Annotated in this window: 19 protein-coding genes; 13 read left to right on the top strand and 6 right to left on the bottom strand. The window is 57.6% G+C overall.

The annotated features are described in order from the left end of the window. Nucleotides 1–3: 3 nt before the first annotated feature. The gene (locus RA28_RS03390) at nt 4–1272 is read left to right on the top strand and encodes a cytochrome-c peroxidase (RefSeq protein WP_039523746.1); all 1269 of its coding nucleotides are present in this window, start codon (nt 4–6) and stop codon (nt 1270–1272) included. A gap of 60 nt (nt 1273–1332) precedes the next feature. Here the strand turns inward: RA28_RS03390 and RA28_RS03385 are convergent, their stop codons facing one another. The 5 genes from RA28_RS03385 to RA28_RS03365 all read right to left on the bottom strand — a co-directional run bounded on the left by RA28_RS03385 (nt 1333) and on the right by RA28_RS03365 (nt 8017). Further along, entirely contained in the window at nt 1333–2241 is a 909-nt protein-coding gene (locus RA28_RS03385; RefSeq protein WP_039523744.1) for a hypothetical protein, read from the bottom strand. A gap of 66 nt (nt 2242–2307) precedes the next feature. Next, on the bottom strand, nt 2308–3267 hold the full coding sequence (locus RA28_RS03380; RefSeq protein WP_039523742.1) for a tyrosinase family protein: 960 nt from the start codon (nt 3265–3267) through the stop codon (nt 2308–2310). Further along, the gene (locus RA28_RS22150) at nt 3267–3680 is read right to left on the bottom strand and encodes a hypothetical protein (RefSeq protein ID WP_052261257.1); all 414 of its coding nucleotides are present in this window, start codon (nt 3678–3680) and stop codon (nt 3267–3269) included. Before RA28_RS22150 ends, RA28_RS03380 begins: the two co-directional genes overlap by 1 nt. A gap of 128 nt (nt 3681–3808) precedes the next feature. Continuing rightward, nucleotides 3809–6817, bottom strand: a complete 3009-nt coding sequence (locus RA28_RS03370; RefSeq protein ID WP_039523739.1) for a di-heme-cytochrome C peroxidase — start codon at nt 6815–6817, stop codon at nt 3809–3811. A gap of 120 nt (nt 6818–6937) precedes the next feature. Then, the gene (locus RA28_RS03365; protein WP_052261256.1) at nt 6938–8017 is read right to left on the bottom strand and encodes a trypsin-like serine peptidase; all 1080 of its coding nucleotides are present in this window, start codon (nt 8015–8017) and stop codon (nt 6938–6940) included. Between the two features lie 76 nt (nt 8018–8093). On the opposite strand from RA28_RS03365, the gene RA28_RS03360 reads away from it, so the two are divergent. Beyond that, on the top strand, nt 8094–9128 hold the full coding sequence (locus tag RA28_RS03360) for a hypothetical protein (protein WP_039525656.1): 1035 nt from the start codon (nt 8094–8096) through the stop codon (nt 9126–9128). 169 nt (nt 9129–9297) lie between these two features. Here RA28_RS03360 and RA28_RS03355 read toward each other — a convergent pair whose 3' ends face one another. Next, nucleotides 9298–11262: a CocE/NonD family hydrolase gene (locus RA28_RS03355; protein ID WP_052261254.1), complete on the bottom strand. Its 1965-nt coding sequence runs from the start codon at nt 11260–11262 to the stop codon at nt 9298–9300. A gap of 166 nt (nt 11263–11428) precedes the next feature. On the opposite strand from RA28_RS03355, the gene RA28_RS03350 reads away from it, so the two are divergent. The 11 genes from RA28_RS03350 to RA28_RS03300 all read left to right on the top strand — a co-directional run bounded on the left by RA28_RS03350 (nt 11429) and on the right by RA28_RS03300 (nt 24863). Next, nucleotides 11429–12091 carry a helix-turn-helix domain-containing protein gene (locus RA28_RS03350; protein WP_052261253.1) on the top strand — a complete coding sequence of 221 codons (663 nt, stop codon included), beginning with the start codon at nt 11429–11431 and terminating at the stop codon, nt 12089–12091. Further along, nucleotides 12088–14127: an NADH:flavin oxidoreductase gene (locus RA28_RS03345; protein ID WP_039523738.1), complete on the top strand. Its 2040-nt coding sequence runs from the start codon at nt 12088–12090 to the stop codon at nt 14125–14127. The genes RA28_RS03350 and RA28_RS03345 overlap by 4 nt, the downstream gene beginning before the upstream one ends. A gap of 128 nt (nt 14128–14255) precedes the next feature. Then, a complete protein-coding gene (locus RA28_RS03340) occupies nt 14256–14948 on the top strand; it encodes a helix-turn-helix domain-containing protein (RefSeq protein ID WP_052261252.1) in 693 nt (230 codons plus the stop codon). 91 nt (nt 14949–15039) lie between these two features. Continuing rightward, a complete protein-coding gene (locus RA28_RS03335; protein ID WP_039523737.1) occupies nt 15040–16599 on the top strand; it encodes an ABC transporter substrate-binding protein in 1560 nt (519 codons plus the stop codon). Between the two features lie 55 nt (nt 16600–16654). Beyond that, nucleotides 16655–17599, top strand: a complete 945-nt coding sequence (locus RA28_RS03330) for an ABC transporter permease (protein ID WP_039523736.1) — start codon at nt 16655–16657, stop codon at nt 17597–17599. A 16-nt stretch (nt 17600–17615) separates the two neighbouring features. Beyond that, nucleotides 17616–18458, top strand: coding sequence for an ABC transporter permease (locus tag RA28_RS03325; protein WP_039523734.1), 843 nt, complete (start codon nt 17616–17618; stop codon nt 18456–18458). Further along, nucleotides 18458–19444 (top strand): ABC transporter ATP-binding protein, encoded by a 987-nt coding sequence (locus tag RA28_RS03320; RefSeq protein ID WP_039523733.1) that lies wholly within the window; start codon nt 18458–18460, stop codon nt 19442–19444. Before RA28_RS03325 ends, RA28_RS03320 begins: the two co-directional genes overlap by 1 nt. Continuing rightward, nucleotides 19441–20442: an ABC transporter ATP-binding protein gene (locus tag RA28_RS03315; protein ID WP_039523732.1), complete on the top strand. Its 1002-nt coding sequence runs from the start codon at nt 19441–19443 to the stop codon at nt 20440–20442. Before RA28_RS03320 ends, RA28_RS03315 begins: the two co-directional genes overlap by 4 nt. Continuing rightward, a complete protein-coding gene (locus RA28_RS03310; RefSeq protein ID WP_039523730.1) occupies nt 20439–22457 on the top strand; it encodes a CocE/NonD family hydrolase in 2019 nt (672 codons plus the stop codon). Before RA28_RS03315 ends, RA28_RS03310 begins: the two co-directional genes overlap by 4 nt. Nucleotides 22458–22525: 68 nt before the next feature. Next, nucleotides 22526–23380 carry an alpha/beta fold hydrolase gene (locus RA28_RS22145; protein WP_052261251.1) on the top strand — a complete coding sequence of 285 codons (855 nt, stop codon included), beginning with the start codon at nt 22526–22528 and terminating at the stop codon, nt 23378–23380. 16 nt (nt 23381–23396) lie between these two features. Next, complete coding sequence (locus tag RA28_RS03300; RefSeq protein WP_039523727.1) at nt 23397–24863, top strand: M81 family metallopeptidase; 1467 nt, start codon at nt 23397–23399, stop codon at nt 24861–24863. Nucleotides 24864–25075: the final 212 nt, after the last annotated feature.

Genomic DNA, 25075 nt, shown 5'->3' with positions numbered 1-25075 from the left:
CTCTTGGCAGGGGCTGCGGCGGCTCAGGATTTGCCGCGCCCGCTGACGGATGATGATTTCATCCCCTTTGATATGGACCAGGCCGCCATCGGTCATCAACTGTTTTACGATCCGATCCTGTCGGGCAATCAGAATATTTCATGCGCGCATTGCCACCATCCCGACCTAGGCACATCAGATGGTTTGTCGTTGGGAATTGGCGAAGGTGGGCAGGGTTTGGGACCCGACCGAACCCCAGGGATCGGCGCGGATGCAATCCGAAAACGCATCCCCCGAAACTCCCCGGGCCTCTGGAACCTTGGGGCAAAGGACATTCACACCGTTTTTCATGACGGTCGCTTGAGCATCTCGGACGTTTACGGCAATGGCTTCAATTCTCCGGCACAGGAATGGCTGCCCGAAGGGCTGAATTCGCTGCTCGCTGCGCAAGCCCTGTTTCCACTGACGTCTCAATTCGAAATGGCGGGCAATGTGGCTGAAAACCAGGTGACGGGCGCCGTGAACGACCGCATCGACAAGGGATGGCCGATCTTGGCCAAACGCGTGCGAACGGACCCAAAATATGGCCCCGCAATAGTGGCAGCCTTTGATGAAATTGATGAAACCGCCGAGATCACCATCGCCCAAGTTGCCAATGCGCTGGCGGCTTTCATGGCGGTCGAATGGCGTAGCACCGACAGTCCCTACGACCAATATCTGGCTGGGAAAAAAGACGCGCTGACAGCCGACCAAAAGGACGGCATGAACTTGTTCTTTGGCAAAGCACAGTGCTCCAGCTGTCATTCCGGGCAATTGCTGTCTGACCAAAAGTTTCATGCGCTGGCACTGCCGCCATTTGGGCCGGGACGCACGCGGCAATGGGACCCTTATGTGCGGGATGTCGGCCGAATGGGCGAAAGCGACCGGTTGGAAGATGCGTATCGGTTCCGTACACCCATGCTGCGCAACGTGGCGCTTACCGCCCCATACGGACACAACGGAGCTTTCCCGGATTTGGAAACCGTGATCCGCCACCATCTGGACCCGGAAACAAGCCTGACGATGTGGAAACCGGAAATGGCCAACCTGCCCAAGGTCCCGTGGCTTGAAAAGGCGGATTTTGCGGTTTGGGACGACCGTTTTGAGATGGAGCGTCAACGCAGCAAGATCGATATCACCCCTGTCGAATTGTCAGAGCCCGAAATCCAAAACCTCGTCGCGTTCATGCATGCGTTGACCGGCACCAGCATCGACGCTCCGGTTTTTGGTGTGCCAGAGGGGTTTGTGCCTTAGGTTTAGGCACGATTCCGGACATTTAGCTAACCTACAGCTTACAGATCGCCTGACACTGACTCACTGATCCAGTTGCTGATGACGATCACGCCCCCAAAGCGGCCACCACCAAGGCCGTGAGAAGATCTGGTCAGGCTTTTCGTCCAGCAGCAGGAAACCACCCCCGCGACCTTTCACGAACCACGCGATACCAAACAGAGCGAGGCCAAGCCATTCCAGATAAAACGTGATGTTGTTTTTGTCCCAACCATGCGGCTCACAATCTGTTGCAAGGTCGAAGATCCCTTTTTCCTTGCTGAAAGCATCGCAGTCCGTGAAATCGGCCGTAAGCCCATAAGCCAAGATCGCAAGGTTCAAGATCATCAGAACGCCGCAAAATTTGTAAATTGCGTTGCGAATGATCTTGTTCCGGTTTTTCTGTTTGATCTGGTAATCGTTGTTCTTATCGGTCGCTGTGAACACAAACAGATTGAAGATCGCCAGCGTAATGAACAGAAGCACTGCCGACCAAAGGTGCAACTTTCCTTTGAATGTATCGACGGGAAAGGCTGTGGTCAGCATCGTATTTTCGTGCGACTCCAACAGAATTCGGGATTGCGCGAACATATCATCACACCCGGACCCGTTGGTTGGGTTTATTGCCACCATGATCGCGCAAAGACCGCCGAAGACTGCAAGGTAACGCTCGGGTCTGGACTGTCCGCGATAGAACATCAGAAACAACCCGACGCTGCATGTCACGGCGACAAAGACATCCCCCCAGAACGGCAGGTAGTAGCTGTGCGAAATCGTGTCGCGGAAACACTCGGATGCCCGATGTCCGAAGAACAGGATCACCGGCAGCAAAAACGCCAGAATACCGATCCACAACGCCTGAATCTGGCGCTGTCGCTTGAATTCAACAAGGCTCTTGAGCGGCCAGTCTTCCTGAGGCTCAAAGAACTTCTGTATCCGCGCGCCAATTCCCATTCCTGATCTCCGCAACTGTGTCCAAAAGCTCCAAAAGCGATTTGCGCTTTCTTAATTCCGATAAGATCACGCGAGGAGTTGGTGATCGTAGACATACCAACTGGACGGATCCAGAACCTGTTCTGGTGTCAGCGCCTGTCCGATAATCGAAACCATGATGCTGTCAATTCGATGTCCCTGTGGCCCCCGGTTGCGTCCGGGCTCGTATACCTGACCCACTCGATCCATCCAGATCTGCCAGATGCGATCAACGTTGCAGTGGTTGAGGAAAAACGCAGGGTCATTTGGCGAGGTTCCCGGACCCATGTCGCCACCGATCCAGACATGGACACGGTTGTGAAGCTGCGGCCCCTGGACCCATCCCTCCAGAACATTTCGGTGGCTTACAACACTCTGGTTCCAAGGAAACTGATCGTAAGCGGGCTGGTTAAGGGCGACATCGACCTGCGCCTCGGTCGGGAGCGTTCGGACACGCGGATCAAGCCCCGCTGCGCGCTGGATGGGTCGCGGTGGTGTTGAAACAAGTCTGCCGGTTTGGGCGTCCTGCACGAGCCGAACGCGCATCGAGGCTATGGGACCAGACCGAACAGCCCCGCGCGCCTCGCCAATGTAGGCGGGTGACCACAAATCCGACCGCCATTGATCCTGCACAGACATCTCGCCGTCGGCGGCCCAATCCCAGTACGGAAGGCCAAAATCCGGATCGCCAAGCACCTGTTGCAGGTTCTCCTCAAGACGGATCATGTACATCCGGTGCCATGGCAGGAAGATAGGCCCGCTGTGGGCAGCGTTTCCGACCGACAGCGGGATCGACATTGCAAGCACGTGCCAAAAGACAAAAATGTCATAAATCGATAGCTCTTGATCTATTCCGACGATGTCCAACGGCAGATTGTTGTTTCTAAGAAACGCGGCAATGTCGCGGGCGAAGATACCTGAATTCGGCTGATCCAACGCGACCATGCCTTGAAGGAATTGATCCCGGACGGATTGGCTGACAAGGATGTTCTCTCGGGTTCCGGCCATCAGTGGTGCCCTCCCTGATCGTCAGTGTTGCCATGATTGCCATGGTCGTGATCGCCATGGTCGTGATCACCCGATCCAAGCTCGTCCGAAACAACCGGAGCCAACCGCGACGCATCAATGATCGAACGCGCCAGATCAATGGCGGAAGGGAACGAATAATTCGGCAGCCCGTGGCAGAGCACGGTTCCGTCGTCCATGACCATGGTGTGCAAAGTCAGCGGCTGGCCATCAATCTCGATCCGGTACGTCGTTTTGATCTTGATTTTCTTCCCACGATGAACGGCCGTTCTTGTGGACGTAAAAGACTTTTGATGCCCGTGGTGGCCTGCGCCGGACATGGCGCCCGCCGGAAGCTCCAACTCGCCCAGATTCGGTTTCAAGTCGTGGTCATGCTGCGAATAATTTTCAGACATAAACAATCTCCTTCTTAAGGGTCACCAAATGCAGTCGGGCACGAACGGGTTTTGGACAGCGCGCCGACCTGTGAGCCGAGATCTGCAATCAGTCATCGTTCATCAGAGGCCAGATGCATCTGGCGCGGTCACCTTTGAATTGGAAACCGCTCTGGATCTTTCAGATATTCGACCAAAGCCATTTTTTCGTCGTGCGTGAATGGTGTGGCCCAAAAGACGTGACCACCATTTCCGTTTCCCGGCACTGACGTGTCAAAACGAAAGGCGTTTTCCTGATCGGTGCTGACAAATCCCAGACGTTCAGTATCAAGCGTGCGGTCGCCGACAAAAAAAGTCGTTTCACGCTCTTCTGGGGGAGAGATGACCTGATAGACCGTGCGGACGGATCCATTGTGCAGGTAGGGGCCTGTTGCCCACACGCCGATCAACGGCGATGCTTTCAAAGCGGCCCCTCCAAAGGGCGGTTTGTAGCCGCACGGGCCGGGGTCCGCGCTTTGCGCGTTTTCACGCGCGCAATCCGGGTGATCTGCCGGCCTTTGGCGCGTTTTTGCGTCAAACTGATCGCCAAGCGCTTTCTTGACGACACCGCCCACGACAGTCTGAAGCAATAACACTGACGGAGTGACGGGGCGCAGACCATCTTGTTCGGGCTGTCCTGCCAACGGCCCCGTCTTTGCCCAGCGCTGTGTAAATGCCCGTGTATATGCGTCGTCGGTCCCCGCTTTGGGGGCGGGTATCGCAGCGACCTGGATAAATGTATCTCCGTTGTGGTTTTCGCCGGGATCGGTCATCCGAAACGGTGGTGCGTTGTGACACCCCTCGCAATTCGCAGCGAACAGGTCGCGGCCTTGCTCTGCCAACGTGGTATCAATCGGACCCAATAGATCTTCGGGCCATGCCGGCGGGTTCAAATCCGTTATCCAGCTTTCGTAAAGTTCCAGGGCAGCCTGATCCGCCGAAGAGTCAAATAACTTGGCCGGATTAAACTCGACCTTACCAAAAACGCCAAGGGCCTGCCCAAGATTTCTGGCGAACGGATCTGCGACCGCAAGGTTCCATTGAACAAACTCCAACTGTTCTGCCAGCCACAAAGCCGGATAGCTGGTCGGCGCACGAGGCGTCGCCAGATTCTCGGTAATGCCCAGATCCTTGACTGCAACCGCGTTGACGATCTGGGTCAGTGCATCAACACGTCCCGGACCGGACGGGTGCAGCGGGCTGCGTTGCGCCATCTGCCCGGAAAAATCGGTCGCGAACGCCAGGAACTGCGGAACAAATTCCTGCGGATTCCCAAGTGCCGCCGGGTCTGTCAGGGCAAGGTTCTGCATGAATTTCGCAAAACGCTCGGACGGTTTTGGACCTGCAGGGTCGGAAAGGTCCATCTGCGCCGTTTCCCGCACCGCATTCGTCAGATCGATGACAAATCTGTCAAAGTCAAAACTGGCCGGACCACCATCAATGCGGAATTGCGCACCTTCGATCAAAACATCTGAGGTGTGGCACGCGGCGCAGTTCAGACTGACTTTCACCCCGTTATCGGTCTCGGTCGCGGCAAAGCCCACGGGCAGTCCGTGCGGGTTCAGTGCATCGGTTGGAGATGGCAGCAAACCGTACCGAGACAGGTTCCCGGGCGCGGCAAATCGCATTGCCCCATCGCTTGTTTCGAGCGCAAGAAACCAGCTGAGCGGCATGATTTCACCGCCCTGGCTGGTGTGGTAGTACAACCTGCGGATTTCATCCGACCAACCCTGATCGAAAAACTGTGTGTGGTCCTCGCTTAGACAAGGCTCATCCAAATTGGTCCAATCGCCCTCATTCAAGCATTCGACCACCTCGGCTGTTTCACGCGCCGTTCGACGCGTCACTGTCGCGTGGGCGCGCCCACTCGTGGCGGGGAAGCCTGGGTACCACCCAAATGCACGCACGTTCCAACGGTCAAAACGGGAGCCCATCCCGTCGGGGCTGCGCGGCAGGTCTTCGACCGCAATTGCTTCTTCGCCAGCGATACGCTCTGCGACGGATTGCGGGTCGGCAGCAGCATCCAATTCCCGCCGCGTTTCGGTGTGGCAACTTACGCAATCCGTATTGAAGAAATGCGCAACTGCAGGATCCGCAATAACATTTGCGACTTCAGCCGCACCTTCCGGGCTGTTGTTTCCGCTGCCAAAAAGCGTACTTGTCGAAACGCCTGCGCTGGCGTCCGGTTGCGGCAAACCGACCGCAGGAAAGATGAAGTTCGCAAGACAGTCGACCGGCAATTGATTACGGGTCAGTCCGGGGGGAACAACACTGCCGTTCTGCGGGTCTGTCAGGAAGGTCAGCATCTGCTGAAAATTCATTGCGCCTGTCCCGTCCTCGGGTTGCGCGATCGCCGGGCTGGGAACCGGGGAGAACCCGGCGCCCTCTCGCTGAAGAGCAAGAAAGACCCAAGGTTCAGGTGCACCTGGCGGAAGGCCGGCGACTGAGACAGCCGATAGTCTGTCTTCGGTCAGGTGGTCCGCCAAAAAGGCAGTCAGGCGCGTGGTCAAGAGTTGCGCGGCGGCGGGATCCTGAAACGCTGGATGAACACCCAACGGGGTTCCCGTTGTGGTAACGCCCATCGCCGCAAGGTCATCCCGAATGGCCGCGAGCGCATCGATGGCGGCTTGAAAATCGTCCATGTCGTTTTGGTTCGGTAAAACCCGGAACGGACAGACCGGCGCCTCATCTGATGCGTTGGCTCCGAAGGTGTAGACCAAATGCACGGCCTCGTCCCGAATGGGGGCGCCTCCGGAAAAGTTGACGGGTTGTACGACCAGCCTGATTTGCAGGTTTCGACCAAAAGGTCTGAAGGCCGAGTCCATCCCTGGGGCACCGGGATCAATCCGGATTGAAGACACGTGCAACTGGTTGCGGCGGCTCGTCAGAAGGCTGGAGTCAATCGTTTCCACAGCGCTTGGCATGCCGTTAACGGCGTCAATGACCGCGCCTGCCGCCGCGGCGAGTGGGGTGGAAAAGATCGCCTCGGGCACTTCAACCCGCGGGTCGCTGGCCTGCACCGGTGCCTCGAGCAAAATAGAGACATCGTTTTGCGAAAAATCCTGAGCAACAGCGGTCCCGGCAACCAAAAACAATACGGCGAATGAGCTGCGCAGCATGATTAACTCTCCTTAAATGGGCTTATTCTTAAAAAAATATACACGAATTAAACCACGATTCGCGCGCAGTTGGATAGTCTGGAAGTCCGTACTCGGTGTGCGAGTTCCGCAATTTTCTCGCTAAAGTTGCTTGTTCATGCCCTCAAAGGAAGCCTTGCGCGCTTTGGTCGTCACCAGAGGGTCCGACCATAAATCCAGCAATTCGTCGCGCACCTGCGCGTGTTGCGGGTTGGCGAACACCTGCGATTCGAGTTTGCCGACGATGCGCGACACCCGGATGCCCTCATTGGCCAACCATCGCACCTGCGCATCATTCTCTTCGAACCGGTCTTTGGCGATTTTCTTTCCGTTCACGTCCAGAACGTGCCCGTTGATGTCGGTGTCTGGTATCGCCTTGTGATGAACGGCCAAAACCTCCCAGCGGTTGTTCAGGACAGGTGATCCGGAACTGCCCTTGTTGGTATCGCCGGTATACCAGCAAAACGCATCAGCATCGGTTCCGTTGTCCACGAGGGTGAACGTGCTGTCGTGAACCACGATGCGTTTCTTCTCACCTGCCGGGTGCTGGATGATGTTGGTCGGGTCCCCGATCAGCGCTTTGCCTTCTTCACGCAACAGCGGCAGCCAACCAAACGTCTTGATGTCCGTTACGCCCTGAAGACCCAGAAAACAGATGTCGAGTTCCTCGTCGGCCCAAAAGAAATGCTCGGTGTCAGCGGCGTAGGTTTCGGTACTGCGCGGCGTGCCGATACTATTGTCGTCGAACAGAAACTCGAACAGCGAGTTTTTGGCTTCGACTTCGTTTTTGATCACGTGGTGGTTTGTCACGGCGACACCGTTGCCGACCAGAAATCCGGTGCCTGTCTTCAGGCCCTGCGAAATCCGGCACACTGATCGCGCCGTGAGAATTCCGATTTCCAAGAACTCACCGGACAGGATGTTGTTTTTGTCACCGATATTGGCCTCCTGCCCCAGACCCGGCGTGAGGGTGAGGAAACCTGGCGCGCCTTCCGATTCGGCTGTGTCCATCGCTTTTTGGCGCAATTCGGCCTTCAATCGGCGCTGATCGCTTTCCAGTGCTCGACCGTTCCCCTTGGCGATGTTCTCCTGCGCGCGTTGCCACTTGGCTTTACGCGACTGCATGCGGGCAATGCTGATATCATGATCCTCAAAGCCCAAATCTGCTGGGGTAATTGCCATGTGAACTCACAATTGAATTTGCTGTAGAATAGGAATGAGCGAAGGAAACAGGCCCTATTGTACAAGGTTTTTCAAAATGGACAAAATTTCATATGACACCTACGTGTCGCTTTCAGCCGACCGAAATCGTCGGAAAGAGTTTCGCGCCTATTCCGTCGTCGAGCCCGGCGAAAGTGGGTTTGACTTTCGGGTACTGCCGAACCCTGACCTCGTGGTCGATATTCCCGATGACATCCAGCTTGAAAACGCCCTGCAGGCTGGAAACGCCATCGAGCGCACGGCCCGCCGCACGGCGTTTACCCTTGATCGGATTTTCAGCCGTCACAAACCTGTCCTTGTGGCCGAGGGTGACAGTTGGTTTCAATTCCCGATTCTGGTGGATGAAATCCTCGACCACCTGTCCAACAAATACGCAATCCTGTCTCTTGCGGCAGCCGGGGACACGGCCAAAAACATGGTCGATGGACCGGAAGAAAGCGGCGGACGGGAATACATGATCAACCTTCGTCGACAGAAAGACAATGTGAAGGCATTTTTGTTTTCTGCCGCCGGAAACGACATCATCGGCGAAGACCCAAATACCGGAAAATCGGCCCTTTTCGATATCCTGAACGAGTTCGACGGCAGCGCAACCAACGTGGATGCTTTCATAAATGACACGGTTTTGACCGAGCGTCTGAACAGTTTGCGTCAGGCCTACACGCGGGTCATCCAAGACGTGCGGGCCGAACCGGGGCTACAAAACCTTCCGATCATAGTACACGGGTACGATTACACTTTCCCGTATCCCCATTTCGAAAACGATCCTCGCAATCCCATTCACGCCGCCAATAACGAATGGCTCGGCGAACCGCTGGATCAGCGCAGCTTTCCAACGGCTACGCAGGCCCAGCGCGATCTGCGACGCAACATCGTCAAACGGCTGATAGACCACTTGTACGATATGCTGGACGATCTGGCGAATGCGCATCATCAGGTTTGGGTTGTGGATTGCCGTGGTGCGATGTCGAACGTGACAGACTGGATTGATGAAATTCACGGCACGGATGACGGCTTTGCCAAAGTAACCCAAAGGTTTCGGGCCACACTGGATGCGGCTTTGGCGTCGTGACGACGCGAGCTTTGGTATGTACTTGGATTTGCGACAAACTGCATTAGGGTGGGTCAAAAGTACCCGCCGACGGCGGTCGGCGACCAGAACGCTGGGCGCAAAACGGCACAACATTTGAGGAGCGATCCAGCCCCCATTTCCACGCAATTAGAAGGGACGGGTCCTTGGCCTATGGAATGCGCCAATGCCGACTTGCGAAGGGTCTACCATTCCAAGTTACGTTCAAATCAGCGTCCACGGATGTCCCGCCTTTCGAGGTTTTTGCGTTCAGCGTAACGGAAACCTCCGCGACCCCGTCTTCGCGATCAAAAGTCATTTGATGATCGACGTGTGTTTCCTGAACGACCACCCCCGCCACATTCAAACGATGCACCATTTTGGTTTCATAACCGAATACGACGCCAGGTTTAAAAAACGTGGTTCGTACCGGTGGTTGGCGCCAGCCCATTTCTACCGCATCGGCGTCGCGACGGCTCCAACGCTCAAGGCCTTCTGGGGCATGGATTGAATGCGCCTTCTTCTTTGGCAAATCCTGCGGCGGCGGGAAGGGCGACCCTAGGTCGGGCGCCTCTGCTGCCATTAGGGGCAAAGTCAAAGTGCCCGTTTCCAGCAGAATTTCCTCGGTCGGAACGCAGGTGTGAACCATTGGCCAACAGGACAAGGACAGTGCCAACCGTATACGGTTCCCCTTGCGGACACGGTAAGCTGTCGAATGCAGTCTAACTTCTGCGGAGAACGCGCCTGACAGTCCGACATGCGGGCCTCTTTTCAGATCGTCGTCCAATTCCAGATTGCGGATGCCATAGCTAATGCGTGCAGCAACGCCGTCTGCGTCCACCTCGCTGAGTCTGGCGATGACTTGCCCCCCTTGACCGATAGACTTTCCAGCCAGACTGAGAGCGGCCACACCATAAATTACAATGTCTTCCGGCAACGGCGCGGTTTCGAATACCAGCGAAAGGGTGTCGTCTGCAGCTTGATCCAGCGGCATCCCGCCAACCCGGCCAAAGTACCCCGTGTCCCCCGCACTCTGCCCCACGGTCGGGTTGCCAGGAATGCTCCAGGGCGCGTTTTGATTATTGGACACCAACGAGGCCAGCGGCAGCACTTCGTCGACGGTCTCGGCCTTGGGTGGGCCGGTTTCGACCCATTTACCGGATCGTTCCCGCAAAGTATCTGTTGGCTGGTCAAATTCGCGCTGCCAAACCCGAAGACGCGGCCAGTTCAGATCGGTTTGTGGGCTTGGTTTCAGCCAATGATCCCACCATTCCAAGGCCAATTTTTGAAATCCAATTGCTGGCCCTGGCGATCCGTGATCCGGATAGTGGTGCCCCCATGGGCCGACAACACCCCAGACCAGATCAGGGCGTGCGTTGACCAGAGCCATGACAGAGTTCGAGTAGCGATCGCTCCAACCGCCGACTGCCAAGATCGGAACTGAAAGCGCGTCTGCCTGATGAATGACCGAACCGTGCCGCCAATATTCACCGTTTTCACATTCCCGCAGCCAGTTTTCCAATGAGAACGAGAGGCGTTCAATCCGTTCTCTCCATATCGACGTCCAATCCGCGCCGGTGTTGGCGGAAGGCGGCGACGCAAGAATTGACGGCAGCGTTGCACCCCATTCGAACGTGTCCGACAAAACGCACCCGCCCATGTAATGAATGTCATCCTCGAACCGGTTATGGGTCGCGCAAACGGCAATGACTGCCTTCAGTTGCGCGGGGGCGCGAACGCTTGCTTGCAGTGAGGCAGTCCCGCCCCAGGATGTACCAAACATGCCGACACAACCATTGCACCATGGCTGCGCGGACAGCCACTCGATAACCCGCCGGGCGTCATCCAGTTCGGTCTGAGCATACATGTCTGGCATGTGCCCCTCGCTGTCGCCGGACCCGCGCATGTCGACGCGAATGGACGCATACCCATTGGCTGCAAAATACGGATGGTTTCGTTCATCCCGAGCGCGGACCATATCGGTTTTTCGGTAGGGGATGTACTCGAGAATGGCCGGAACGCGGTTTTGCGTCACTGGACGCCACAGCCGTGCCGCCAGCCGCACACCATCGGGCATTTCGATCCACAGGTGGTCCGTCTCATCCACTTGAAACAGATCTTCGGTCTGCGTTGTCATACTGTTCCGACGTTTAGGTTTCGGGTCTGGCCAAAGTTCTGCAAATCCATCCTCCCCCTTGCAACAGAGTCACCAAATTCATTCTTTAATAGAATTTGACAGAAAAATTCTATTCTGATTTTAATTTTATCTGAAAAAACCTCTCACTCCTGAATCGGAGAGCAGTATGTCAACCGACAACGTCATCGCTTTGCCGTCCGCGATTTCTTCATTGGGAAGCGAGGTGCGGCAGCTGCGCAAAGCCCGCGGGCTCACCCTCAAGCAGTTAAGTGAGGAGGCCGGGATATCGTTGAGCCACGTGTCAGCAATTGAACGCGGTGTCTCGAAACCTTCGGTGGACGTATTGCAGGCCATCGCCAATGCGCTCAGCGTAACGCCCGATTGGTTTTTTGCGCGCCGCGCCGGGTCGGGTCCGATGGAGCAGGCCTTTGTCGTACGCTCGCAAAACCGTCGTACCCTGAACACGTTGTATGGCCAGAACGCGGCCGAATTGGGATATACCGATCACCTGCTCTCCAGCTCTATCGGCGGTCAGTTCTATATGGGGCTTGCGGTGTACGCGCCGCTTGCGGAACGCCCGGAAGAGCCCTTGCAAAAACACGAGGGAGAAGAACACGGGTTGGTCCTGGAAGGCGAGTTGGAAATGCAGATCGGGGACGAGTTCATCACGCTTCGCGCCGGTGACAGCTACAGCTTTGACGCGCGCATTCCCCACCATGCCCGCAATCGGACGGATCGCGTATGCCGATTGATCTGGGCCGTATCGCCTGTTGTCATTCCAAAAGACGTGGTGGCCCCACCTGTTTCTGACCGCGATACTTCGTCATGAGCCGCGATGTTCTGTTGCAGCCTTACCAGCTGAAACACCTGACCCTGAAGAACAGGATCATGACAACCAGTCATGAACCCGCCTATCCCGAAGACGGCATGCCCAAGGAACGCTATCGCGCTTATCACGAGGTGCGCGCCAAGGCGGGCGTTGCGATGACAATGACCGCAGGCTCGGCCACTGTCAGTCGCGACAGTCCGCCGGTTTTCAACAACATACTCGCCTACAAAGACGAGGTTGTTCGATGGATGGGCGAGCTGACAGACGCCTGCCACGCACATGGATGCGCGGTCATGATCCAATTGACCCATCTGGGGCGGCGCACAGGCTGGAACAAAGGGGATTGGCTGCCCTCAGTCTCACCCTCACACCACCGTGAACCGGCGCACCGAGCCTTCCCAAAGAAAGTCGAGGATTATGACATCGCCCGGATCGTGACCGACTACGCCGATGCTGCAGAACGTATGCAAGCCGCGGGTCTCGACGGAATTGAACTGCAGGCATACGGGCATCTGCTGGACCAGTTCTGGTCGCCCCTGACCAACACGATGGATGCACCGTTCGGCGGCGATTTGGGCAACCGTTTGCATTTTGGCTTCATGGTTCTGGATGCGATCCGGGACCGCGTTGGTCCCGATTTCATCGTCGGGGTGCGCTATACCGCCGATGAGGTCCAGCAGGGTGGCATCACCGAACAGGAAGGGCTCGAGATTGCCCGTAAGCTGCGCGACAGCGGTCAGGTCGATTTCCTCAACGTCATTCGGGGCCGCATTCACACTGACCCGGCGATGACGGATGTGATCCCGGTGCAGGGCATGAAAAGCGCGCCGCATCTGGACTTCGCCGGACGGGTAAAGGCCGAGATCGGAATGCCGACTTTCCACGCGTCGCGCATCCCGGATGTGGCCACGGCCCGACACGCCGTTGCGACCGGGCTTTTGGACATGGTTGGAATGACTCGGGCGCATATGGCCGATCCAATGATTGTGTCCAAGATTGAGGCCGGACAGGAAGATGACATCAGGCCCTGTGTCGGTGCGACGTATTGCCTGGATCGAATCTATCAGGCCGGAGAAGCGTTGTGCATCCACAACCCAGCTACGGGGCGCGAGCTGTCGATGCCGCATGTGATCCCTGCAGCAGAACAACGCCGTCGTGTGGTCATCGTAGGCGCAGGTCCCGCGGGTCTGGAAGCCGCGCGGGTGGCCGCAGAGCGTGGACACGACGTGACAGTTCTTGAAGCCGCGCCAGAACCCGGTGGGCAAATTCGCCTGACAGCACAATCCAAAAGGCGGGCCGAGATGATTGGCATCATCGACTGGCGCATGGCCCAATGCGCCGCACGGGATGTCAGCTTCCACTTCAACACCTTCGCGGATGTCGACGACGTGACCACCCTGTCCCCGGATATGGTGGTAATCGCGACCGGCGGGCTACCCGAAACCACGATCCTCGATTCGGGTAACGATCTGGCGATTACCGCATGGGATATCCTTTCCGGTGACGTGCGGCCGGGCGAAAACGTGCTGGTCTACGACGATGCCGGTGATCACCCGGCATTGATGGCCGCCGAAGTGATCGCCGCCGCAGGTGCAAGAGTTGAAATCATGACCCGTGATCGCAGCTTTGCGCCGGAAGTGATGGGGATGAATCTGGTGCCCTATATGCGCTCATTGCAAAAGACCGGGGCAACGTTCACCGTCACCCGAACACTGACAGCGATCAAAAATTCCGGCAATCAATTGCAGGCCCTCATCGGGACCGACTATTCAGATCTGGTTGAAAAAAAGGTTTACGATCAAGTGATTGTCAATCAAGGCATCTTGCCGCTGGATGACCTTTACTTTGATCTTAAACCCATATCACGCAACCGCGGGGCTGTGGATCACGGTGCGCTCGTTTCAGGCTCGGGCAGCCTTTTTCCGCAGACAAACCCCACCGCTGACTTTGACTTGTATCGCATCGGTGACGCCGTATCGGCGCGCAACATTCACGCCGCCATCTACGATGCGCTTCGGTTCGGTCTTCGGTGGTAGCGAACACTGGAAACGCGAGTCTGTTGAAAACGTAAACCGCCAATAAAGGAAAAATCACCGAATTTTCTTGCGAAAAAGAAAAACTGTCGTAGCATTCCCAAATCACCCAGCGACCGAAGGGAGGATTCGTGAGCCAGGGCGCATCGAAAAAGCAAACCCGCACTGCAAGCGAAGAGGGTCTGGCAGCCTTCGGGGCTGAGGTGCGCCAGCTGCGCAAAGCCCGGCAGATGACACTGGCCGAGCTGGCCACGAGCAGCGGTGTTTCGATCAGCCACCTCAGCGCGATTGAGCGCGGAACGGTCAGCGCGTCGCTGAACAAGATCTCACGCATCGCAGACGCCCTTGGCGTGCCCGAGGAATGGTTCTTCAATCATCGCCCGGGCTCTGGCCCATTGGAGCGCGCCTATGTCGTGCGCCAATCCAACCGCCGAAATCTGAACCTGCTCTATGACGAACCGATCGAACAATCGGGCTATGCGGATCAGCTGCTTTCCAGTTCAATCGGCGGCGGGTTCTGTTTGGGCGTTTCGGATTATCGCCCTTATTCCGAACAGGTCATCGACCAGTACTTTTCGCGCGACGGCGAAATGCACGGTGTCATTCTGAACGGCGAACTCGAACTCGTACTAGAGGAAGAAACCGTCACTTTGCGCGCAGGGGACAGTTTCAGTTTCCCGGGCGAAATTCTGCATGTGCTTCGCAACGTATCAGACCAACCCGCACGCATGATCTGGGTGAACTCACCCGTCATCATTCCAAGGTTTTCAGCCTTGGGCAGCGCAGATCAACTGCCACAGTCACACAAGAAAAAGAACGGATAACGCCTGCTGGCACCTGAAGTCGCGGGCACATGCCTGCAAGCAACCAAACCGGACGAATGCCCGGACACGAAGACAAACAGGGAGTAAGCAAATGAGTTCGATTTTCAAAGGGGACGTTTCACGGCGGTCCGTACTGGCGGGGGCCGGCGCATTGGGGGCGGCCAGCCTTGCCTTTCCGCATATGGCTGTCAGTGCGGACGGAACGGTTCTGACAATCCGGTCCTACAGCGACCTACAGGTTCTGGACCCCGCTTTCTGGCTGGCTTTGCCCGAAGCTGACATCATGCGTTCGATCTATGCCCCGCTGGTATCGAACCAACAGGGCGACGAGTGGAACTGGCGTCCGGTGGCCGTGGAAAGCATTGAGCAACTGGACGATCTGACCATCGCCTTCAAACTGCGCGACAACATCGGGTTCACGGACGGGTTTGGTCAAATGACCGCAGACGACGTGAAGTTCTCGATTGAACGTATCGCTGATCCCGCCAACGAAAGCCCCTATGCGGGGGATTGGAGCGCGCTGAAAGAGGTTGAAGTCAAAGATGACCTGTCGGGCCTGATCCACCTGAAGAACAAGTTTGTGCCGCTTTGGACAACCACGCTGCCGACGCCGGCATCCTGCATCATCTCGCGGAAGGCGGTCGAGGAAATCGGCGGCAAGATCGGGTCCGAGCCGGTGGCGCAATCCGGTCAGTACATCCTGACCGAATGGGTCCCCAAACAGAAAACGGTTCTGAAACGCAACCCGGACTGGGCGTATGAGCCGGGCGGGTATGAGGAAATCCACATCCTACCGATCGAGGACCCCTCGACCGCCGAACTGGGGTTTGAAGCGGGCGATCTGGACTACACCTGGACCTCGGTATCCTCGCTGCCGCGTCTCAAGGAAAACCCGCCTGCAGGGTCTGTGGTCGAAGAGAAACCCTCGCTGGCATATGTCTGGCTGGGCATGAACCAGGACAACGAAGCGTTGAAGGATGTCCGCATCCGCCGTGCCATACAGCATGCGATTGACCGGCAGACGGTCGTTGATGCCGCCTATTTCGGCGCCGCCGCCGTGGGCAACGGCATCATCGCGCCGGGCCTGCCGGGCAGCCGGGACAGCGTGACCTACGATTACGACCCCGACAAGGCGCGCGAGTTGCTGGCCGAAGCTGGCGCCGAAGGTATGACCGTTACCTTGGACATCCTAAATCAGTCTGAACGGCTGACAGCCGCTCAGGTCATTCAGGCCAATCTGGCCGAGGTCGGCATCACCTGCGAGATCAAGCAGAACGACAGTGGTACGTTCTGGACGCTCGGCTCGAAGGACGGGGATTATTTCATGAACCTGCAACTGGTGCTCAGCCGGTTCTCGATGAACCCTGACCCAAGTTGGGCAACGGTCTGGTTCACGCCGGAACAGGTCGGTGTCTGGAATTGGGAACGGTTCAACAACGAGGACTACAAGGCCCTGCACGAGGAAGGTCTGGTCGAAAGCGATCCGGCCAAGCGCGATGAGATCTACAAGAAGATGCAAGGTCTCATGGATGAAAGCGGGTGCTATGTCTTCCTGACGCATGAGGTGGTCGGCCTTATCCACAAGGATACCGTTGCTCCGGGCCTCAAGCCGAATGGCGAACCGCTGCTTCCGCTGTTCAAACCCGCCTGATCCACGCAAACGGGCGGCGTAAGACTGCCGCCCGCACGGCCTATAGGGGGGGCGTATGCTGAGCTATTTTTTCAAACGGCTTGGGCTGGCCGCTGCGATCGTTTCGGTCGCCATGTTCCTGCTGTTTTGCATGATCTACCTGATCCCAGGCGACCCGGCCTCGGTCGCTCTGGGGCCTCGGGCAACCGAGGAAATGCGCGCCGCCCTGCGCGAAAAGATGGGACTGAACCAGCCGGTTCTGGTTCAGTTCTGGAATTTCTACATCGGCGCCTGGACGGGTGATCTGGGTGACGAGGTTCTGTCGGGCCGTCCGGTTACCACGGTCGTGTTTGAACAACTCCCCTACACTCTGGCCCTGATCGTCGGCGGCATCACTTGGTCGGTCGCATTGGGCATTCCGCTGGGCTGCTGGGCAGCCGTCAGCCGCGGCAGTTGGGCCGACCGGGTTGTTGGCATCCTATCTGTCGCCGTGATTGCGGTGCCTTCATTCGTGATCGCGATTTATGCGCTGCTCATCTTTGCTGTCGAATTGCGCTGGTTGCCTGCCATCGGCGCGGGCGAGCCGGGCAATCTTGGCGATCAACTGACCCACCTGATCCTGCCCTCGCTGGCGGTTGGTTTGGGCTGGGTCGGCTACATCGCCCGCATGGTCCGCGCTTCGATGCTGGAAGTGCTGGAAGCCAGCCATATCCGCACCGCCCGCGCCTTTGGCCTGCCGGATCGGACGATCACATACCGCTACGCCCTGTCGATTGCGATCCTGCCCACGGTCACCTTGCTGGGTGTGGGCATCGGTCAGATGTTGTCCTCGGCGGTGTTTGCCGAGATCGTCTTTGCCCGCCCCGGCGTGGGCAAGCTGGTCTATGACGCGATCCTGACCCGCAACTTCCCCATCGTGACAGGTACCGTGCTGATCACAACAGTCCTCTTCGTTCTGCTCAACCTGTTGGCGGACCTCATCATCGGAGCTTTGGATCCTCGTGTCAGAAGCAGTTTCTAACCCCGCCCCCGGGCGCATGGCCGAGCTTTGGCGTCCGATCCGCAAAATCCTGCGCGAACCGCTGGGTGCGCTGGGATTGTTTCTTGTACTGTTCGTGATCTTTGGCGCTGTGTTTGCCGATCTGCTGACCGGTTGGGATCCAACGAAAATCAACCCTCGTGACAGGTTTCAGGGACCGAGCGCCGATCATCTGATGGGCACTGATCAACTGGGCCGCGACCTGTTTGCCCGCGTGCTTTACGGCGGACGGATCGCCTTGTTCGTGGCTCTGGTCTCAACTGCTGTATCGCTGGTCATCGGCATCATTCTGGGCCTGATCGCGGGTTATGGGCCACGTTGGCTGGACAACCTGATGATCCTGCTGTTCGACGCGATGAAAAGCTTTCCGACCGTTATGTTGGCCCTTGCTCTGGTCACGTTGATGGGGCCGTCGCTGACTGCCGTCATGGTCGTCGTCGTTCTGGTGACCGTGCCCGGTTACGCGCGGATCATTCGCACCCAAACCATAGCACTGAAAACCTCGGAATACGTCACGGCGGCGCAAAGCATGGGCGCGTCTTCGGCGCGTATCCTGCGTGTTCACATCCTTCCGAATGTGATCGGGCCGCTGGTCATACTCGCCTCAATGGACATTCCGGTCGTGATCGGCATCGAAGCGGGGATGAGCTTTCTGGGCCTCGGCGTGCGCCCGCCCACACCAAGCTGGGGCTCGATCCTGAATGACGGGTTCACCAATATTCGAGACACCGCCTGGATCGCGATTGCAGGCGGTGTGCCGATCATCATCACAACGCTGGGCTTTACTTTCCTGGGTGAGACGCTGCGGGACGTGTTCGATCCTCGGCTGAAAGGACGCTGATGACCACGCTGCGCTTAGATAACCTGAACGTCAGCTTCTCGACCGAGGCCGGGCCGCTGCACGCGTTGAAGAACGTCAGCTTTGACGTGCCTGAAAATCGGATCGTTGGGATCGTAGGCGAATCCGGCTGCGGGAAATCCACGCTGATCAATGCCATTCTCGGGCTCTTGGCGGACAATGGCAGCATCGACAGCGGTTCGATCCTGTTCGAAGGGCAGGATGAGTTGACCACCCTGCCCTCGTCGCGCATGCGCGATCTGCGCGGCCCCCGTATTGCAACCGTATTCCAGGACCCAATGGGTGCGCTGAACCCGGTGATTTCAGTCGGCAAACAGATGCTGAACATCCAGTATCGCTCACCCTTGTCGAAGGAAGAAAAAACCGCGCGCGCCGTTGAGATGCTGGAACTTGTGCGGATTCCTGACGCGCAGGCGGCGCTGGCGCGGTACCCGCATCAGTTTTCCGGCGGAATGAAACAGCGGATCGCCATCGCTATGGCGCTGATGATGGAGCCCGCCCTGCTGATCGCAGACGAACCCACCACTGCGCTGGACGCGACCCTTGAGGTGACAACGATCGAGCTGCTCAAGGACCTACAGCAGAAAATCGGTTGCTCCGTCATGTTCATCTCGCACCACCTCGGGGTTATCGCTGAACTGTGTGACGACGTTGTGGTCATGTATGCGGGCGAAGTTGTGGAACGTGGCACGGTTCGGCAGATTTTTCAGGACCCGCGACACCCTTACACCGCCCGGCTGTTGGAATGTGATCCTGCCCGGCAAAGCGAACGCACCCGGCATCTTCCTACGATCCCCGGTGAAATCCCCGATCTGCGGGCCCGGCCTGCGGGCTGCATCTTTGCCAACCGCTGCGACCGCGTCGCTGATGTCTGTTCGACCCCTCCGCCGGACGAAAACATCGGAGACGGCCACATCGCCCGCTGTTTTGTCGCTGATACCCCCGCAGAAACCGGAGTGACGGCATGAGCAACGAACCCATTCTCAAGGTCGCGGACGTTCAGGTCTCGTTTCCGGTTGGTGGCCTTGGCCGCCGCGGTGCGATCCTTGGTGTGGCCGGGGTGAGCTTTGAGGTAAACCGGGGCGAAACCTTCGCGCTTGTCGGCGAGAGCGGCTCGGGCAAAACCACTCTGGCGCGGGCGGTCAACGGGCTGCAAGAGATCAGCGCCGGCACCATCACGTTCGAGGACCAGCGCATAGATGAATTGGATCGCAAGGCGATGAAGCCGGTCAGGCGGCGCATGTCGATGATGTTTCAAGATCCGGTAGGGTCTCTCTCGCCTCGTATGACTGTAGGCGACCTTGTGACGGAACCGTTCCGCATTCATGGCGTCGAAGGTCGAAACCTGCGGGATGAGGCCGAGCGTCTGCTGACATTGGTCGGGCTTCCGACCAATTTCGCGTCGCGGTTCCCGCATCAGTTATCCGGGGGACAGGCGCGACGTGTGGGCGTCGCGCGGGCGATCGCCCTGGACCCAGCATTGATTATCGCCGATGAACCTACCGCCGGGCTGGATGTGTCGGTGCAAGGCGAGGTTTTAAACCTGCTGAACGATCTGCGAGAACGGCTCGGGCTGGCAATGGTCATTATCACCCATAACCTGCACGTGGTGCATCACGTGGCGGACCGCACCGCCGTGATGTATCTGGGCCGTTTCGTCGAAGCTGGTGACACCGAACAAGTGTTCAGCGCACCGCAGCACCCGTACACCGCCGCGCTGTTGTCGGCCAACCCCGAGCCGGATCCGGACAAAACCCATGATCGGATCACCCTTCCTGCCGAAGTGCCATCTTTGCTTGCACGCCCGTCGGGATGCGAATTCCACACGCGCTGTCCCTGGGCGCAATCGCGCTGTAGCACCGATGCGCCGGTTCGACAGGTCACAGATGGTCGTGCAATTGCCTGCCATTTTCCGCTAGAGCCCGGGGCCCGCCCACCGGAACAATCAGAAAGGGCCGTTTCATGAGCCGCATCGAGGTCATCGAAACCGTCTGGATTCCAATGCCCGACGGCACAAAGTTGGCGGCGCGGCTTTGGTTGCCTGAAGAGGCCAGGACGTCTCCGTTGCCCTGCATCCTCGAGTATATCCCTTACCGCCGTCGGGACCGAACGCGAATGCGCGACGAAAGCATGCACCCGCATTTTGCAGCCGCCGGATATGCCTCTATCCGCGTGGATATCCGAGGCTACGGTGATAGCGACGGCGTCGCGGAAGATGAATATTCGCATCAGGAAATCCAGGACGGCCATAACGTTATCCAGTGGATCGCGACCCAGGACTGGTGCGACGGAAACGTTGGAATGTTCGGCAAAAGCTGGGGCGCATATAACGCATTTCAGGTGGCAGCGACCCAACCGCCCGCTCTGAAAGCGATCGCACCGGTTATGGGAACCGACGACCGTTGGCGCGAGGACATTCATTTTTACGGCGGTTGCCTTGCAAACGACAATTTCTGGTGGGGCTCGATTATGCAGCTCTACAATGCCATGCCGCCCGACCCCGAGATCGTCGGCAAAGACCGCTGGATCGACATGTGGCGTCAACGTCTGGAAGGCGCTGAATTCTGGCCCGCAATGTGGTTGGAACACCAGACACATGATGAGATGTGGCGGCGCGGCTCGATCTGCGAGAATTACGCCGATGTTCAGGTGCCAGTCTACTTCTTCGGCGGTTGGATGGATTTGTATCGTGACACGCCCTTTCGCATCGCCGAGCATCTGAGCGGACCCGTCAAAATCCTCATGGGACCTTGGGCCCATCTCTACCCCCATGAGGGGGTGCCGGGCCCAAAGGCTGACTTTGTCGCGGAAGTTACGCGATTTTGGGACCACTGGCTGAAGGGAACAGACACCGGGTTGATGGATGAACCACCCCTGCGCTTTTTCCTGCAAGACAGCGCCCCGCCCACCGGCACACATGTTCAGCGCGAAGGCCAATGGGTTGAAGAACCCGGCTGGCCCTCACCGAATGTCGAGGATCGGACGCTGTGGCTGAACAGCGGAACACTGGAAAACAACCCTGTGCCGGGCGCGCCTATGTCCATTTGTTCGCCGCAAACCTTTGGGGCGGCGGCAGGCGATATGTGCTCATTTGCAATACCGGGCGACATGGCGGCAGACTGCCGGATCGACGCCGCCGGCGCGCTGCAATTCAAAGGGCCCCCATTGGAAAAACCGCTAGAGCTGTTGGGACAGCCCTTAGTCGAACTGACGGTATCAGCAGACCGGAAGCAGGGATTTGTCGCCGCGTTGCTTGTTGACGAAGCTCCTGACGGTGCGCAAACGCTGATCGCAAGGGGGTTTTGCAATCTGAACCAAAGGACAAGCGACACTGATCCGCAACCCATCGTCCCCGACGCGGAAATGAACGTGACTGTGCCGCTTTACGGAACGGGTTACCGAGTATTGTCGGGGCATCGCGTCACCTTGCAAATAGCTTCGGCCTATTGGCCGGTACTTTGGCCTGCGCCAGAGCCCGTGACGTTGAAGATCAAACCGGGCACATCGAAACTCAATTTGCCTGTGCGGGTTCAGTCTGACCAGGCAATTGAACCGCGTGCACTGCCGGAACCGGATGAACCGGGCGTTGCGCCGAGAAAGACAAAAGTGCGGTCTGGCTCGATGGAACGGTCGGTCCACACAGATCTGACGAACGGCAATGTGACCCACAGGTTTTTCCTGGACGGTGGCGTTTTCGGGCCGGTCGGAGATTTTCGTCTTGATGACACCGGAACGGTTCTCAGCGATGTATCGGATCGGCTTTACTCCATCCATCCCGGTGATCCGCTTTCAGCGGTCGCCACGATGGAACAAACAGCCGGTTTTGAAAGGGAAGACTGGTCGGCAAAGATATGGACCTATTCCGAACAGCGGGCGACCACGACAGAGTTTCACCTGATCTCTCGCCTGAAAGCATGGGCCGGCGCTGATCTGATCTTTGAGGAAGAGCACACACATGTCATTCCGCGCAACGGGATGTAAAACCCGCGTGGATTTCCTTGTGAAACCGATGAAAAGGCGTCCGGCCTTGCGACGACAGGAGAATTAGGATGTCAGCTTTCTTGCAATTCGGACCGAAGGCCGAGACACATCAGTTATCCGTGGACGGTGTGACCATGCGGGTTGTAACGGAAGGCGACGGACCAGCGGTGATCTTCGTTCCCGGCGGCGATCAGACGGCCGAGGCCTATTCGGAGCAGTTTTCACGCCTGTCCGATACCTTTCGTTGCATCACATACGATCCCCGCGGCGCTGGCGAAACGCAGTCGCCGCCCCCGCCCTGGACCATGGCGGATTACGCAGCCGACTGCGCCGCTGTTATTGATGCATTCGCTGGCGGTCATGCAGCGGTCTGCGGTCTGTCACTAGGCGGGCTGGTAACTCAACAAACCGCTATAGACTTTCCCCAGAAAGTCAGTCTTGCGATCCCGATGGGCACGTCTGCCTACATCGACGGTTTCACACGCGACTGGATGCAGGCCGAAATTGATCTGCGCAAAGAAGGCATTGTGCTGCCCGACTATTTTCTTGCGCCACACTATGCCGTTTACGCATTCCCGGCCAAAGCCCTGCACGAGCCCGAATTATGGGAACAAATCAAGGCGTCCTACACCGAACGTTTCCGGGACAGGGACCCGCAGGCAACCATAGACCAGTGGGAAGCCTGCCTGGAGTTTGACTGTCGGGAAGAGCTCAAGACTTGTCCGGTTCCAATGCATGTCGTGGCCTTCTCGGAAGATGTTCAGACAGCCCCTGTCATGTGCAAGGTGGTTTCGGACCTTGCACCGAACGGTCATTTTTACGAGATCCCCGGTCTGGGGCATGTCTCGATGGCGCGGCACAAACCGGGGATCGTGGCGGCCAAACTGCGTGAGATTCTGACGGCTGAACTGGCCCACTCCTGATCGGCGCTACGGTACCATGAGAATTGCGATTGCAGGTTTCCAACACGAAACAAATACCTTCGTTTCGACACCAACGTCTTTGACAGACTTTGAACAGGCTGACAGCTGGCCGCCGCTTCTGGTGGGCGAGGACGTGCTGGAAACCACACGTGGTATGAACCTGCCTATTGCCGGATTTGCCGCAGCAGCCACCAAACATGATCTGCGCCCGATCCTGTGGTGCGCGGCGGAGCCCGGCGGCAAGGTAATGACCAGCGCTTTTGAAAATATCGCAGGCAGAATCACACACGCCATAAAGGAACTGACGCCGCTGGACGCCGTGTTTTTGGATTTACACGGTGCAATGGTCACAGAAAACAGCGACGATGGCGAAGGAGAGTTGCTGTCTCGGATCAGGCAAATCGTGGGACCGAATGTGCCTTTAGTGGCCAGCCTGGACATGCATGCCAACATCTCAAAAAAAATGGTCGACAGTTCTGACGCGCTGACGATCTATCGGACCTACCCGCATCTGGATATGGCTGAAACCGGCGCCCGTGCGTTCCGGATGATCGAGGCCATTCGCCGCGACGGTCGCCCCGAAAAAGTATGGCGACAAGGTGAGTATCTTATCCCGCTTCACGCGCAGCAAACCGGCGCGGGACCGGCAAGGGCGCTATACGAAGGGCTAGACGAATTCGACGGGCCGGGCACGCAACTTGCCGAAATTGCGCTGGGTTTTACGGCAGCAGACATACACGACACGGGCCCTTCGCTGGTTGTGTATGGTCCGGATCGGACCAAAGCCGAAGCGATTTGTGACACGCTGTCGGACCGCCTGTCTTCGGCGGAACCAGAATTTGATTGCCCCCTGCTCTCTCCGGTCGAAGCGGTGCGGCGGGCAAAGCAAGCGCCGGATGGGTACCCGATCGTAATCGCAGATGTTCAAGACAATCCGGGTGCGGGCGCATCTTCGGACACAACCGGCTTGCTGCGAGAACTCATTGAACAAAACGCCCCGCCAACTCTTTTGGGGTTGTTGCACGATCCGTCCCTTGCAAATGCAGCCCATCAAGCCGGACATGGGGCCACCTTTGACGCCACCATCGGTGGGCACGGGCCGGGGGACGAACCGGTACAAGCCAAAGTCCTGGTCCATCACCTGAGCGGAGGGCAATGTGCCTATACCGGAGAAATGTACGGCGGCGGTGTTGCAACACTCGGCCCTTCTGCGGCTTTGAGGCTTATCGGATCGCAAATCCACATCGTCGTAACGAGTGGACGCAACCAGTGTCTGGACCTGGCCCAATTCCGCCATTTCGGACTTGAGCCGAAGCAAAACAAAATTCTGTGTGTCAAAAGCACGGCCCACTTTCGCGCTGACTTCGAGCCCATCGCGCAAGACGTGTTGCTGTGTGCTGCACCAGGGCAGTTTCCCTGCTCTTTGAAGGACGTAAACTATCGGAACCTTCGCCCGGATGTCCGCACCCACCTCGAAGGATAACGTGCCGCGATTACGATTCATCCGCCTTGCGGCTTGATCTGGTGCAAGTGGTGTCGACTTTCGCTTGTTCGAAAAGGTTTGCCAGGACGAGCCTGAAAACGGATGTTCAAAACCCCACCGCGCATATGCTTGCGGCGCGGAACTTGGCGTCATAGCCCCTAGCTGAACACGGGAAAGGTGCTATAGTTTGCCTCAAGCAAAAAAGGGAAAGC

Origin of the sequence: Ruegeria sp. ANG-S4, assembly GCF_000814005.1 — a bacterium.
Lineage (GTDB): Bacteria > Pseudomonadota > Alphaproteobacteria > Rhodobacterales > Rhodobacteraceae > Ruegeria.
Note: the sequence above shows the minus strand (reverse complement) of the source record. Positions and strands in the feature narration are given on the sequence as shown.

Coding starts and splice junctions, on each gene's coding strand:
- RA28_RS03310 (WP_039523730.1), top strand. CDS start 20,439: ATGAGCCGCATCGAGGTCATCGAAACCGTCTGGATTCCAATGCCCGAC.
- RA28_RS03325 (WP_039523734.1), top strand. CDS start 17,616: ATGGCCGAGCTTTGGCGTCCGATCCGCAAAATCCTGCGCGAACCGCTG.
- RA28_RS03380 (WP_039523742.1), bottom strand. CDS start 3,267: ATGGCCGGAACCCGAGAGAACATCCTTGTCAGCCAATCCGTCCGGGAT.
- RA28_RS22150 (WP_052261257.1), bottom strand. CDS start 3,680: ATGTCTGAAAATTATTCGCAGCATGACCACGACTTGAAACCGAATCTG.
- RA28_RS03370 (WP_039523739.1), bottom strand. CDS start 6,817: ATGCTGCGCAGCTCATTCGCCGTATTGTTTTTGGTTGCCGGGACCGCT.
- RA28_RS03345 (WP_039523738.1), top strand. CDS start 12,088: ATGAGCCGCGATGTTCTGTTGCAGCCTTACCAGCTGAAACACCTGACC.
- RA28_RS03335 (WP_039523737.1), top strand. CDS start 15,040: ATGAGTTCGATTTTCAAAGGGGACGTTTCACGGCGGTCCGTACTGGCG.
- RA28_RS03385 (WP_039523744.1), bottom strand. CDS start 2,241: ATGGGAATTGGCGCGCGGATACAGAAGTTCTTTGAGCCTCAGGAAGAC.
- RA28_RS03315 (WP_039523732.1), top strand. CDS start 19,441: ATGAGCAACGAACCCATTCTCAAGGTCGCGGACGTTCAGGTCTCGTTT.
- RA28_RS03365 (WP_052261256.1), bottom strand. CDS start 8,017: ATGGCAATTACCCCAGCAGATTTGGGCTTTGAGGATCATGATATCAGC.
- RA28_RS03360 (WP_039525656.1), top strand. CDS start 8,094: ATGGACAAAATTTCATATGACACCTACGTGTCGCTTTCAGCCGACCGA.
- RA28_RS03350 (WP_052261253.1), top strand. CDS start 11,429: ATGTCAACCGACAACGTCATCGCTTTGCCGTCCGCGATTTCTTCATTG.
- RA28_RS22145 (WP_052261251.1), top strand. CDS start 22,526: ATGTCAGCTTTCTTGCAATTCGGACCGAAGGCCGAGACACATCAGTTA.
- RA28_RS03330 (WP_039523736.1), top strand. CDS start 16,655: ATGCTGAGCTATTTTTTCAAACGGCTTGGGCTGGCCGCTGCGATCGTT.
- RA28_RS03320 (WP_039523733.1), top strand. CDS start 18,458: ATGACCACGCTGCGCTTAGATAACCTGAACGTCAGCTTCTCGACCGAG.
- RA28_RS03355 (WP_052261254.1), bottom strand. CDS start 11,262: ATGACAACGCAGACCGAAGATCTGTTTCAAGTGGATGAGACGGACCAC.
- RA28_RS03300 (WP_039523727.1), top strand. CDS start 23,397: ATGAGAATTGCGATTGCAGGTTTCCAACACGAAACAAATACCTTCGTT.